At 64.8% G+C, this 13665-nt stretch carries 9 protein-coding genes; 3 read left to right on the forward strand and 6 right to left on the reverse strand.

The window, feature by feature from the left end; genetic code table 11:
• Positions 1 to 12: 12 nt before the first annotated feature.
• The 3 genes from ACZ9J7_RS20175 to ACZ9J7_RS20185 are packed head-to-tail and all read right to left on the reverse strand — an operon-like array spanning position 13 to position 6864.
• Positions 13 to 4866, reverse strand: a complete 4854-nt coding sequence (locus ACZ9J7_RS20175; RefSeq protein ID WP_476211729.1) for an NAD-glutamate dehydrogenase — start codon at positions 4864 to 4866, stop codon at positions 13 to 15.
• Between the two features lie 55 nt (positions 4867 to 4921).
• Complete coding sequence (locus ACZ9J7_RS20180) at positions 4922 to 6226, reverse strand: CpaE/TadZ family protein (protein ID WP_476211730.1); 1305 nt, start codon at positions 6224 to 6226, stop codon at positions 4922 to 4924.
• Complete coding sequence (locus ACZ9J7_RS20185) at positions 6223 to 6864, reverse strand: hypothetical protein (protein ID WP_476211731.1); 642 nt, start codon at positions 6862 to 6864, stop codon at positions 6223 to 6225. Before ACZ9J7_RS20185 ends, ACZ9J7_RS20180 begins: the two co-directional genes overlap by 4 nt.
• 151 nt (positions 6865 to 7015) lie before the next feature.
• Between ACZ9J7_RS20185 and ACZ9J7_RS20190 the strand changes: the two genes are divergently transcribed.
• Positions 7016 to 7231: a helix-turn-helix domain-containing protein gene (locus ACZ9J7_RS20190; RefSeq protein WP_018768505.1), complete on the forward strand. Its 216-nt coding sequence runs from the start codon at positions 7016 to 7018 to the stop codon at positions 7229 to 7231.
• 5 nt (positions 7232 to 7236) lie between these two features.
• Here ACZ9J7_RS20190 and ACZ9J7_RS20195 read toward each other — a convergent pair whose 3' ends face one another.
• The gene (locus tag ACZ9J7_RS20195) at positions 7237 to 7800 is read right to left on the reverse strand and encodes a hypothetical protein (RefSeq protein WP_476211732.1); all 564 of its coding nucleotides are present in this window, start codon (positions 7798 to 7800) and stop codon (positions 7237 to 7239) included.
• A gap of 138 nt (positions 7801 to 7938) precedes the next feature.
• Between ACZ9J7_RS20195 and ACZ9J7_RS20200 the strand changes: the two genes are divergently transcribed.
• Positions 7939 to 8823: a LysM peptidoglycan-binding domain-containing protein gene (locus ACZ9J7_RS20200; protein WP_476211733.1), complete on the forward strand. Its 885-nt coding sequence runs from the start codon at positions 7939 to 7941 to the stop codon at positions 8821 to 8823.
• A 154-nt stretch (positions 8824 to 8977) separates the two neighbouring features.
• A complete protein-coding gene (locus ACZ9J7_RS20205; RefSeq protein WP_476211734.1) occupies positions 8978 to 9484 on the forward strand; it encodes an Rv3235 family protein in 507 nt (168 codons plus the stop codon).
• A gap of 114 nt (positions 9485 to 9598) precedes the next feature.
• Here ACZ9J7_RS20205 and secA read toward each other — a convergent pair whose 3' ends face one another.
• Positions 9599 to 12340 carry a preprotein translocase subunit SecA gene (gene secA / locus ACZ9J7_RS20210; RefSeq protein WP_476211735.1) on the reverse strand — a complete coding sequence of 914 codons (2742 nt, stop codon included), beginning with the start codon at positions 12338 to 12340 and terminating at the stop codon, positions 9599 to 9601.
• Between the two features lie 99 nt (positions 12341 to 12439).
• Complete coding sequence (locus ACZ9J7_RS20215) at positions 12440 to 13651, reverse strand: winged helix-turn-helix domain-containing protein (RefSeq protein WP_476211736.1); 1212 nt, start codon at positions 13649 to 13651, stop codon at positions 12440 to 12442.
• Positions 13652 to 13665 lie beyond the last annotated feature (14 nt).

Genomic DNA, 13665 nt, shown 5'->3' on the forward strand with positions numbered 1-13665 from the left:
GGCGCCGAATTCCTAGCGCCGGACGATTGACCTCAAGAGCCTCAATGCTACCGACAGCGAGGCCATGTCGTCGGCCTCGAGCGCGTTCACCTCGTCGAACATGCTCTTTGCCCGGCCCAACTGCTCGGAGTTTTGTGCCTCCCAGTCCTTGAGCCGCGCGTCCGGCGACTCGGCCGTGGACGTGGCGTCCAGCACCGCCGTCGTCATATCCGACACCGTCGAGTACAGGTCATCGCGCAAGGCTGCCCGCGCCAGCGCCTGCCACCGGTCCTGCCGGGGGAGGCTGCTGATCCGTTCAAGGAGTGAGTCCGCATGGAACCGGTTGAATACGGTGTAGTACACCGCCGCAATGTCCTCAACCCGGTCCTTCCGGGAGCGGGCGATCTTGGCGATGTCCAACAGCACAAAGCTCTCGAACAGCTCGGCCCAGCGCAGCGCAAGGCCTTCCGGGAGTTCCCACTCGCGGCCCTTGGCCAGCCATGCCGCAACCCGATCGCGGTCGTCCCCTCGGAGGTAGTCCAGGAGCCGGGCGCGCATGGGATCCATCAGCGGCTTGAACTCCGCCACAACCTCGGCAATGGGCCGCGAGACACTTTCCTGGCTCAGGAGCCAGCGGACTGCCCGGTCAAGGAGCCGGCGGATGTCCAGGTGCACAGTGCTCCAGTGCTCCGTTGGGAAGGACGCCGGCAGGCTGTTAAGTTCCGCCACCATGGCATCGAGCTCGTACACCTCACGAAGCGCCACGAATGCCTTGGCAACGGCTACTTCGCTGGCGGACGTTTCCTCCATGACCCGGAATGCGAAGGTGATGCCGCCGAGGTTGATCATGTCGTTGGCCACCACCGTGGCGATGATTTCGCGCCGCAGCGGATGGGTATCCAGCTCGGCGTCGAAACGCTCACGGAGCTGGTGCGGGAAGTAGGAACGCAGGGTATCCCGGAACCAGGGGTCCTCGGCAAGGTCGCTCTCCCTCAGGGCCGATGCCAACTCGATCTTCGCGTAGGCGGCCAGCACCGACAGCTCCGGAGAGGTCAGCCCCTGGCCCTGCTGCAGCCGTTCCCGCAGGGTCTCCGTGCTGGGCAGCGCCTCCAAATCGCGCTTCAGGTCGGCACTTTTCTCCAGCCAGTCCATGAGCCGCTCGTAGCTCGGGCTCCATTCCGCCACGCGGGTCCGGTCGTTCAGGAGCAGGATGTTCTGGTCGATGTTGTCTTCGAGGACCAGGCGTCCCACTTCATCGGTCATGGCAGCGAGGAACTCTGCGCGTTCCCCGGCCGGCAGCTTGCCGGCGGCGACCATCCGGTCAACGAAGATCTTGATGTTGACCTCATGGTCGGAGCAGTCCACGCCAGCGGAGTTGTCGATGGCGTCGGTATTAAGGATGACGCCCTGGAGGGCTGCCTCAATCCGGCCGCGCTGGGTCATACCCAGGTTCCCGCCTTCGCCCACTACCTTGACCCGCAGGTCGCGGCCGTTGACCCGGATGGCATCGTTGGCTTTGTCGCCCACGGAGGCGTTGGACTCGGCCGACGCCTTGACATAGGTCCCGATCCCGCCGTTGTAGAGCAGATCGGCCGGCGCCAGCAGGATGGCACGCAGCAGCTCGGGCGGGCTGAGCTCAGCGGTTTCCGCTGGCAGCCCCAGTGCGGCCCGGACCTGCGGCGACACGGGAATGGACTTGGCCTGGCGGGCGAAGACACCGCCGCCTTCACTGATCAGCGACTTGTCGTAGTCGTCCCAGGAGGACCTGGGCAGGTCGAACAGCCTCTGCCGCTCCGCAAACGAGGATTCCTCGTCGGGGTTGGGGTCCAGGAAGATGTGGCGGTGGTCAAAGGCCGCCAGCAGGCGGATGTGCCGGGACAGCAGCATCCCGTTGCCGAACACGTCGCCGGACATGTCCCCCACACCAACCACGGTGAAGGGTTCGGTCTGGGTGTCCAGGTCCAGCTCGCTGAAGTGGCGCTTGACCGATTCCCAAGCACCGCGGGCGGTGATGCCCATGGCCTTGTGGTCGTATCCCACGGAACCGCCAGAGGCGAACGCATCCCCCAGCCAGAAGCCGTATTCTGCGGACAGCCCGTTGGCGATGTCAGAGAACGTAGCCGTTCCCTTGTCTGCCGCCACCACCAGGTAGGAGTCGTCGTCGTCATGGCGGACAACGTTCGACGGCGGCACAAGCCGCTCGCCGTCGCCTTCAGTGAGGAGGTTGTCGGTGAGGTCGAGCAGCCCGCGGATGAATGTCTTGTAACTTTCAACGCCTTCCGCCATCCACGCCGCCCTGTCCGTGGAAGGATCCGGGAGCTGCTTGGCGAAGAAGCCGCCCTTGGCCCCTGTCGGTACGATGACGGCGTTCTTGACAGTCTGTGCCTTGACCAGGCCCAGGACCTCGGTGCGGAAGTCCTCCCGCCGGTCGGACCAACGGAGCCCGCCGCGGGCCACCTTGCCGAAGCGAAGGTGCACACCCTCGACCCGAGGTGCGTAAACCCAGATTTCGAACATGGGCCGGGGGAACGGCAGGCCTTCGATCCGGGCCGGATCCAGCTTGAAGCTCAGGTGCGGCTTGTCCTGGTAGAAATTGGTCCTCAGGGTTGCCTCGATGAGGTTCACGAAGGTGCGCAGCACGCGGTCGGCATCAAGGGTGGCCACCTTTTCGATGGACGCTGCCAGTTCCTGCCGTACGGATGCCTGCGCCTCAGCGCGTTCGCTCTCACCGATGGAGGGGTCGAAGCGGGCGGCGAAGAGCGCGGTCAGCCCCCTTGTGACATCGGGATTGGCAAGGAGCGTGTCCGCCATGAAACCGAAAGAGCTGCTGTTGCCCATTTGGCGCATGTAGCGCGCGTAGGCCCGCAGGACCGTGATCTGCCGCCAATGCAGCCCTTCCCGCAGCACCAGGCGGTCGAAGTTGTCCGATTCCGCAGCACCGGTGACAGCCGCGCCGAAGGAGTCGGCAAGAAAGCCGCCAGTAGTCAGCGGATCGACTCCCGCCGGGTACTTCAGGCCCAGGTCGTAGAGGAAGAAGTCCCGATGGTCTGCTGTTTCGATTTCAAAGGGGCGCTCGTCCAGGACCTCGAGGCCGAGGTTGTGGAAGAACGGCAGGATCTGGCTCAGGCTCTTGGGCTCCAACATGTAGAGCTTGACCCTCGCGTCCTCCTCCAGTGTTGCCCCTGCACCTTCGGGAAGGTACACGTGCACGCCGGGACGGTCCTGCCGCGCGCCGGCGCTGCGCTCTGCAGCGGCCCCGTACTTTTCGAACCGCGCGATGTCTTCGAGGGCATCCTCAACTTCATAGTCAACCCGGTAGCTGGCCGGGAACGCCTCCGCCCAGGTCGCCGCGAGTTCCTTGGCCTCTGCCGCGTCGCGGCCCTCGCGCAGGACCTCCGCGATGCCTTCACTCCACGACCTCGCTGCCCGGACCAGCCGCTTCTCCAGCTCGTCGCTGTTGACGTGGCTTACGTCGGCATCCTTGGGCAGCCGGATCCGGAAGAACAGCCGCGCGAGTGCCGATTCGGTCATGCGGGCTTCATAGTCGATCGAGACTGCCTGGAAGGTCTCCCGCAGTTCCTGTTCGATGCGGAGCCTGACGTTGGTGGTGTACCTGTCCCGGGGCAGGTAGACCACGGCAGACATGAAACGGCCGTAGATATCGGGCCTCAGGAACAGCCGGGTGCGCCGGCGTTCCTGCAGTTTCTGGATTCCAAAGGCGGTCGCGGCGAGATCGGGGATTTCGATCTGGAAGAGTTCGTCGCGCGGGTACGTTTCCAGGATTCCCAGGAGGTCCTTGCCGGAATGCGAGTCCGGGGGGAACCCTGCGTTCTGCAGCACCGCGTCCACCTTTTCCCTGACGATGGGAATGTCGCGGACGGAACCCGCGTAGGCACTGGTGGCGAAGAGCCCGATGAAGCGGCGTTCACCGTTCACGTTGCCCGCGGCGTCGAAGCTCTTGATGCCAATGTAATCAAGGTAGGCGGACCGGTGAACGGTGGACCGCGAGTTGGCCTTGGTGATGACGAGGGCGCGCTTCTCCCGGGCCTTTTTGCGGCCGGTGTCGGTGAGGTGCTGGATGTGGGGCGAATCCGCGGATGCCCGGAGCAGGCCGAGGCCGCTGTCCTCGCGCAGTTCGAGGACATCTTCGCCGTCAACGTTGAGCAGGTCGTATTCGCGGTAGCCAAGGAACGTGAAGTTCCCGTCGTCGAGCCACCGCAGCAGGTCCTTGGCCTGCCGGAGTTCGGCAATCTGGGCGGAGTTGGCAACCCGGTCCAGGCTTTCGGCGATTTCCAGCGCTTTCTGGCGCATCCTGGGCCAGTCCTCGACGGCCGCCCTGACGTCGTTCAGGACGCGGGTCAAGCCTGCGAGCAGTGCGGCCTTGGCTTCGTCGGAGACGCGGTGGATTTCGACGGCGATCCATGACTCCATGTGGGAGGCATTTTCGCCCTGCGCGATGAGATGGGAGAGGTTAGGCATGGCCGCTGTGTCACCACTTGAAATCCCCAAGTGCGCGGGAACCCTGTTGACCTTGACCAGTTCGCCGCTTTCCCGGTTCCTCGTGGCCACGAAGAGCGGGTGGACTACCAGCCTGATGGCGGCATGCTGGCGGACAAGCTCGGCGTTGACGGAGTCAACAAGGAACGGCATGTCATCGGTGACGACAAAGATAACGCTGCTGTCTTCCTCGTCGATGATCGATACATTTGCCTGCCCGGGCTGCCGGACGGATGCCGCCCGTCGGTGCTCGGCGGCACGCGCCTCCAGGACATTCTGGGGGTAGCTTCGGGCATCTTCCTCAGCCAGGTGCTGGTAGTAGTCCCCCATGAAGCCTTCAAAGCCTTCAATGGACAGGGGCTGGTCCTCCACACTGGATCCAGACGACATCGACAACGCCTCCATTAGAGATATTCGCTGCACCCTTGCAGCTCTTATGGCGAGCCTAGTCCTTTGCCCTGCGCCGTGGTGTGGAAGAAAATACAGAGGATCTCGATTTTCGCTGGTCGGGTGCACAAACGAGCTCGCGGATTGCACGCCGCAGCGCCGAGTCCGGAGAGGCCTCCAGCAGCAGGGACCCCGCAAGGAGCGCGGCGTCGGCGGCGGCGGGATCGTGGGGCAGGAAAGCCTTGAGCTCCGAAGCCGGGCCGTAGCGTTCCCAGGCTTCCCGCAACTGGCGCTCCGGCGCCCTCCCCACGGAGGAGGACCGCACCTTGTTCATCACGACAGTCGGCGACGCCTGCGGCACGGCGCCCTCCAGTTCCGCGAGGGCACGCACCATCCGTGGTACGCCTACGGGATCAGCAGCGCCGATCGCGTATACGCAGTCAGCCAGTTCCAGCGGGCACAGGGTGGCCGCATTCCGCCGCGGCGCCATGGTGTCGAAGCTAAGTTCTTCATCGGCCTCAAGGCAAAAGCCGGTGTCGACCACCACAACTTCCGCGATCTGCCGGGCCCGTTCAAGGACGAGCGCCAGGGCAGTGGCCCTCAGTTCCGTCCAACGATCGGCCCGGGTGATGCCCGTCAGCACCCGGAACGTTCCGGACGCCGTGGAAACGGTGGCGGCCACCTTCCGCAGGGCGTCTGAGTCCAGCAGGCCTTGGTCTGCAAGCCGGCACGCCTGGGCAAGTCCGGCTGACTCATCCAGGAGGCCCAGTACCGCCGCGATGCTGGCCCCGTAGGTATCGGCGTCGACCAGCAGCACGTCCCGGCCATCGGCGGCCATCTCCCCGGCAATATTCACTGCGATCGTAGTGCGGCCGGGTGACCCGGCAGGACCCCATACAACGATCAGCTCGCCGGAGGGGTGGGCCTCCGCCTCGGCATCGGGCTGCACCGGGTCCGTAGCCAGGGCCGCCCCGGTGTCAGCGGCCCCACTCACATTGGCGGGCCGGGCCATACCGGTCAGCTGGGCGACGGCGTCGGCGATCCGGTCCGAAAGCTCCGCGGCCTCCACGCCTGTCAGCGTCGATGCCACGCCAATCTTCCGGAGCCGGGCTGCCTCGTCGGCATCGTCCGTCAGCGCAATGACCGCCACTCCGACAGCACCAAGGCGGTCGACGAGGGAAGCTGTCAGGCCTTCGGACCCCTCGGCAACCACGGCAGCCCGTGCCAGTCCGCTTTGGCAGGCGGCAAGAAGCTCGGGAAGTTCCGTACACCTCCGAACCACCGTGACGGGTCCGTGGAGCCTTTCGAGGCCGCCCACCAGATTTTCCTGGCGCTGGCCAACGGTGACCACCGGGATGCTCATCGGGCGCCGCCCGGATTCCACACAACGGATATCTTCGCGTCATTGGCCTGGGCACCCAGGAGTGCCGGCATTTGCTTATCCTCCACCAGGACCATCAGCACCGTCGTCTTGGACGAGCCGAGGGCAGTTGAACCAGTGGTAACCTCAGCAATTTCGGCTCCGGGAAGGATGAGCTTCGGCTCGCTGAATCCGTTCTTGGCATCAGGTTGCGCCACCCAGACGTCAACCCTGGCACCGGCAGTTGCCTGCGACGGCAAAGTCTGCGTGATGTTGAGGGCAACGGGCTTTCGGTCCAGCCTGTCCGCACTGCCGACGCTTGCCTTGGGGACCAACTGGTCCTTGCCGATCCGCTGCACGGCGACAACATCCTGTGGCAGGCCGTCGGCTGCGGTGATGTAGTGCTGTTCGGTATCGCCCAGGCGCACCTTGGCGCGGATCACGTTCTCCAGCGTCAGTCGCTCGCCCACAGCAATGCCGTCCCGTGCAGCGAAGACCTCGGTGGTGCGGTCGGCACTCCCCACCAGGAAGGTAACGCCTGCGATGGACACCAGGACCAGAAGAACGCCCACCAGCAGCCGGGGATCCTTCCAGGATGGGCGCTTCAACCGTGGTGCAGTGGCGCTTGAATCTGGAACCATACCGCTCTCCCCCTAGGTATATGGACCTGCCCGCTCTGGCCGGACTCCTCATTGTTACCGCCAGGGCCGGGGAACAAAAGTCATTTACCTAAATAATGACCATCTGTGGAAAACAGGCACAAATGATGCCAGATGATGGCAAAATGGATCCATGCCCAGGTTCCTCACGCTCGCGGATGTCGCTGAGCAGCTCCAGATCAACTCCCCCGCCGCTTACGCGTTGGTCCGCAGCGGTGAGTTGAAGGCCATCCAGGTGGGCGGCCGCGGACAGTGGCGCGTCGAAGAAAAGATGCTGGAGCAGTACATCGAGGAACGGTATGCCGAGGCCAGCCGGATGATCCAGGAGTCACGCTCGAAGTCGGTGTGACTCCGCTACACGGAGCCAGCTTTAGGTGACCTGATCATCGCCAGGGCCGTGAAAGGTATGGCTGACACCTGCACCACGCTGTGGGTCCTCCGGGCCTCCCCCGGGCTGACCACGGCCAGGTCGATGTAGTCCCCGCCAACCCGGTCGATAACTCCAGTCAGCCGTCCGGCCCCACCGTCAAGTGTCACAGTTACCTCTGCCCGGTCGCGTGCCAGCGCCCGCAGGGAATGCGCCAGTCCAATCGCCCGGCGGACGGCTGAGTTCTCCGGGCGGATATGCCTGCCGAGACCCACGTAACGCGCTGCAGCGGCGTAGGGAACCAGCACCTGATGCCGGTCTTCATCCAGGACCAGGGCATCCGCCCCGACATGGGTCAGTTCGCCCACCGCAGACTCGCCGGAGAGCAGATGGACCCCGACCCTGCAGCCAATAACCGCCCGCAGCCTGTCTTCGAGCCGCAGGCCAACCATCTCGGCCCGTGTCCGCTCGCTGACCTCACCGTCCAGCGCCAGCCGGTCAGCCTCCGCGAGCTGGCTTTCCATGTCATTGAAGAGGGCATCCCAGCGCATCCCGTCAGCGTAGGATGCTCCGCCGCCGCCAGTCAACGCGCATTCTTTTCATTCCAACGTCTGGACAAACACTTCCCAGAAGGGCCAAACTGGACCAAACAGCATCAAAGTACATCAAATAACTTTAAAGGTGGAGAAATGGGTCGATCTAACTGGACGTGGCCGCAGGACGCCGCCATGGTGGTGGCCCTGCTGATGCTCGGCTTCCTGCTCAGCGTCCTGGGGGCAGGGCTGCTGGCACAATGGCGGGTTTCGACAGGCAGCGCGCAGGAGGCATCCGTTGAATTCCTCCTGGCTGCGGCCGCGGCCGTTGCCGGCATTGGGCTCTTGCTGTGGTGGGCATTCTCGATGGCGTGTGCCGGAACCTCCCTCCTGCTGGAACGGTTGGGGCGGCATAGGGCCGCAGCCGCCGCCCGGAAGTTCTCTCCCGCCTTCATGCGGAGGGCACTGGTAGCAGCCCTCTCGATACAACTGATGGCAGGGGCCGCAGCACAGGCGGCCACCCCTGGGCCGGGGCCGGAGTGGACACCAACATACGGGCAATCCTCCGCGGCTGCCTCCACCCCTGCACCCGACCAAGGTGTTCCGGCGCCGGGCCGGAACGGCCGGCCCGGGACGTCGCCCCCGTCCCAACAGGCCAGCACGGAGAGCCCAAGGACCGTTATGGAAAGCGCCTCGCCACAATGGCAGCCAACTGCCGGGATGCCACCCGCCACGCTTACCCCGGGGTGGCAGCCCGCTTCCCCTGTCGTGGAACCTGGCCTGCTCGCCACACCCCCAAGCAGGACGGTGGCGGGGCCGGAGCCGGAGGGCTATGGAACGAACACCCCGCCGGACGGAGTTACGGTGCTCGCCGGGGACACCCTGTGGTCCATCGTGGCAGCCCAGTTGGGTCCCGGGGCATCGGATGTGGACATAGCACTTGAGTGGCCGCGGTGGTATGCAGCAAACCGGGCCTTGATTGGCGGCAGCCCGGATGTCCTGCTTCCGGGCCAGATCCTTCAGGCGCCCGCAGCCCCCTAGCCTCCACCGGCCCCGTTCGCGCCCGCCCCGCCTCCGGCAGGACCCGGGAAGTCCCAGCACTCTGCCCTCAAGTCGTACCTGCCTGGCCGGCCGAGCCGGCCAACGCCAGTACTGCCGCTCAAACCATCAGCTAATTGAAGCAAGGGGAAATCAAATGACCGCAGTGACACCGGTACGGGCCGTCCAGGAGATGGCCGCCAACACCGTCAACGGAGGATCGGGCCTGGTTAAACCCGCGTCGGGGACAGGCGCGGCAGCGCCCGCGGGGCCGCCCCACGGTGCGAACTCTCCCTCATTGCGGCCCGTCAGCGAGGCGGCGGAAGTCAGAGCCATCACCAGGGGGACGATCCAGGCGTCCATGGAAGTCCTGGCCGGGGTCCGCCCTATCCACCAGTTGGCGCGGCGCCTCGATCCACGGTGCCTCGCATCGCTGCAGCACCGGGCCGCACTGATCAGGAGGGAACTTACGAGGACGGGAAATCCCGCGCTGGCCCGTCTCCACCGGAATTCCACTGTCCGGTCAGTACGGGTTTGCGAGGTCGCCGAGGGGATTTACGAGGCAAGTGCCGTCGTGGTGGATGACGTCCGGGCGCGCGCCGTTGCCGTCCGCCTTGAGCGCAGCAAGCAGGTTTGGCGGGTCGTTGAACTCGTTATCGGATGACACTTCGGAAAAGGCAGCGCGAAATATAGGCGCTGTCCGACAAGCAAACAGGGCAGGGGCCCTGCGGCCCCTGCCCTGTTTACCAACGCCGTCGGCGGTTTTGCGACGGTGCCGCTACTTCTTCTTTTTCTTCGCGGGGCGCTTGGCTGCGTCCTGTGCAGCCGCTTTGGCAGGGTTGCCGGAGCGTCCGCTTCCCGCGCGGGTTTCCACCCGGGTCTGCGTGCCGCCGCTCTCACTCGGAGCCGTGTACTGAAGCTGCGCCGGCTTTTCGGGGGCCTCGAGGCCGGCCGCGTGAACCTGCGGGTCCACGTGCTCTGTGTGGCCACCGGCGGCGTCCGGAACCACAACATCCTGTGCCGGCGTCACTTCCACCTCAAGGTTGTACAGGAAGCCCACGCTTTCCTCCCGAATGGCTTCCATCATGCTTTGGAACATGGCGAAACCCTCGCGCTGGTACTCCACCAGGGGATCACGCTGCGCCATGGCGCGCAGGCCGATGCCCTCCTTGAGGTAATCCATCTCGTAGAGGTGTTCCTGCCATTTGCGGCCAATGACGGACAGGACCACACGGCGTTCGAGCTCGCGCATGCTTTCCGGGCCGATGACCTCCTCGCGGGACTGGTACACCAGCCGCGCGTCGGAGAGGATCTCCTCCTTCAGCAGTTCCACCGTGACCCTGGACTTGCCGCCGGCTTCTTCGATGATGTCTTCAGCGGTAACGCTGACAGGGTAGAGCGTTTTGAGGTTGGTCCACAGCTGGTGGAAGTCCCAGTCGTCCCCGTTCCCTTCTGCGGTGGCGGCGTCGATCAGGGCCGTGATGGTGTCCTCGATAAAGAACTGAACCTTCTCGTGCAGGTCATCGCCCTCAAGGATGCGGCGGCGGTCGCTGTAGATGGCTTCGCGCTGGCGGTTGAGGACGTCGTCGTATTTCAGGACGTTCTTGCGCTGCTCGGCGTTCCGCCCCTCCACTTGTCCCTGGGCGGAGGCGATGGCCCGCGATACGAGCTTCGATTCGAGCGCAACGTCGTCCGGCACGGAGCTGTTCATCAGCCGTTCCGCGGCGCCGGAGTTGAAGAGCCGCATGAGGTCATCGGTCAGCGACAGGTAGAAGCGGGACTCGCCGGGGTCGCCCTGGCGTCCGGAGCGGCCGCGGAGCTGGTTGTCGATGCGGCGTGATTCGTGGCGCTCGGTGCCCAGGACGTAGAGTCCCCCGAGGTCCAGGACTTCCTCGTGTTCGTCTTTGACGGACTGCTTGGCTGCTTCGAGCGCGGCGGGCCACGCGGCCTCGTACTCTTCTGAGTTCTCCTCCGGATCAAGCCCGCGCTTGGCAAGTTCGGCGACGGCTGTGAATTCGGCGTTGCCGCCCAGCATGATGTCGGTACCGCGGCCTGCCATGTTGGTGGCCACGGTAACAGCGCCCTTGCGTCCCGCCTGGGCGACGATGGCAGCTTCACGGGCATGGTTCTTGGCGTTCAGGACCTCGTGGCGGATGCCTTCCTTGGCGAGCAGCTTGGACAGGTACTCGCTCTTCTCCACGCTGGTGGTGCCCACGAGGACGGGCTGGCCCTGTTCGTGGCGTTCGGCGATATCGCGCACCACGGCGTCGAACTTCACAACTTCGTTCTTGAAGACGAGGTCCGGCTGGTCGATCCGCTGCATGTCCCTGTTGGTGGGAATGGCTACGACGCCGAGCTTGTAGGTGCTCATGAACTCGGCCGCCTCAGTCTCGGCGGTACCGGTCATGCCGGAAAGCTTGCCGTACATGCGGAAGTAGTTCTGCAGCGTCACGGTGGCGAGGGTCTGGTTCTCCGCCTTGATCTCGACGCCTTCCTTGGCCTCGATCGCCTGGTGCATGCCTTCGTTGTAGCGCCGGCCTGCCAGGATGCGGCCGGTGTGCTCGTCAACGATCAGCACTTCGCCGTCCAGGATGACGTAGTCCTTATCGCGCTTGAACAGTTCCTTGGCCTTGATGGCGTTGTTCAGGAACCCAATCAGGGGCGTGTTTGCCGACTCGTACAGGTTGGAGATGCCGAGGTAGTCTTCGACCTTCTCGATGCCGGTTTCCAGCACGCCCACCGTGCGCTTCTTTTCGTCGACCTCGTAGTCCTTGTCCGCCTGCAGCCGGAGCACGACCTTGGCGAATTCGCTGTACCAGCGGTTGGTGTCCCCCTGCGCCGGGCCGGAGATGATCAACGGCGTACGTGCCTCGTCGATGAGGATGGAGTCGACTTCGTCCACGATGGCAAAGTTGTGGCCGCGCTGGACAAGCTCGGTCCGGTCCCAGGCCATATTGTCGCGCAGGTAGTCGAACCCGAACTCATTGTTGGTTCCGTAAGTGATGTCGGCTGCGTACTGCTGGCGGCGGACAGCCGGGTCCTGGTTGGCGAGAATAACGCCGCTGGTCAGGCCAAGGAAGCGGTAGACGCGGCCCATGAGCTCGGACTGGTATTCGGCGAGGTAGTCGTTGACTGTGACCACGTGGACGCCCTTGCCGGTGAGGGCATTCAGGTAGGCGGGAGCGGTCGCCACCAGGGTCTTGCCTTCACCGGTCTTCATTTCGGCGATATTGCCGAGGTGCAGGGCGGCGCCACCCATCAGCTGGACGTCGAAGTGGCGCATGCCCAGGGTGCGGGATGACGCTTCACGGACAGCGGCGAACGCTTCCGGAAGCAGGTCGTCGAGCTTTTCGCCGTCCTGGTGGCGTGCACGGAGGCGGTCCGTTTCTTCCCGCAGTTCCGCGTCGGTAAAGGTCTTGAACGAGTCTTCGAGGGCGTTGATGGAATCGGCATAGTTCCTCAGCTGCCGGAGTGTTTTCTTGTCACCCGTGCGGAGAATTTTTTCGATAAGTGATGCCACGTGAAGATGCTCCCAGTCTGATGCCGCCGAATTCTGGCGTGTTCAGTCTACGGGAGAGACACGCGGCCGGTGCCCCTTTTCCCTGAGAGCGGATCCTCCCTACAGCCGTGCCACCTCATGGGCCAGGGCGGCGGACAGGTCCCCAACCGGCTCCACTTCGGCGTGGGGCAGGCCAAGCCATTGGGCCATGAGGGCCAGCTCAGCCGCGAGTTCGACGGCGGTGTCCGGGGGTGCGTCCGGCTCGGCGAAGGCGGACCTCACCAGAAGCCGCCCTGTGGCCCGCTCCGCTTTGAGATCCACCCGTGCCACCATCCGGTCGCGCAGCAGGAAAGGGAGCACGTAGTAGCCGTAGCGCCGTTTGGGCTTCGGGGTGTAGATCTCGATCCGGTAATGGAATCCAAAAAGTTCGAACAGGCGCCGCCGCTCAAAGACCAGGGAATCGAACGGGCTCAGCAGCGCACGCCCGGTGGCCTGCCGCGGCAGCACCGAATCCACGTGCCGGAACACCGTCCGTCGCCAGCCGGCCACAGTAACGGGTTCGAGCCTGCCGCGCTCCACAAGATGCTCAACGGCCAGGGCCGTTGCCTTGACCGGGGTCCGGAAGTAATCGGCGAAGCAGCGAATGCTGCCGATCCCTTGGGCCTGGGCTGCCGCCTCGGTCAGGCGGCGGAGTGCGGCCACGGGGTCACCCTCCGATGCCGAGGACGCCTGGTGTGGAAGCACCTTGGAGGTCAGCGTGTACCGGCGTTCGAACTGGGCGGTCCTGGAAGCGGCGGACACCAGTCCTTCTTCGAAGAGGTGCTCGAGGACACGCTTCACGGCGTTCCAGTTCCATCCCCAGTTCTCTGCCTGCCTATCCTCGACATGCCCGATCCGTGACGTCAGTTCCGACGCCGTCATGGGCCGGGACCGGGCGAGCACCGCCAGAATCCTGGCCGCCACGTCGTCGCGGAGCACGGGGTCCATGCGGGAGGCGCCTACCCAAGCGCGTTTCTGCCATAGAAGGAGGTCCCCGTAGTGCTCGGGCCGGATGAAGCTTGCTTCGTGGGCCCAATACTCAAGCATCCGCCGCGGTTGGCTGCCGGACATGCGTTGCAGGATGTCCCGGTCGTAGTTGCCAAGGCGTGAATAGAAGGGCAGGAAGTGGCTGCGGACCAGGACGTTGACGGAATCGATCTGGACGAGCTGGAGACGGGCAAAGGTGCGGCCCACCGTCCGTGCTGTCACGGGGCCGGTGGGCCGTCCTCTGTGGAGTCCCTGCGCTGCCAGTGCGATCCGCCGTGCCTGGTCCAGGCTCAGCGATGCCGGCAATTCAGTCCTCTCTG

The organism is Pseudarthrobacter sp. TE9888, from assembly GCF_056279345.1.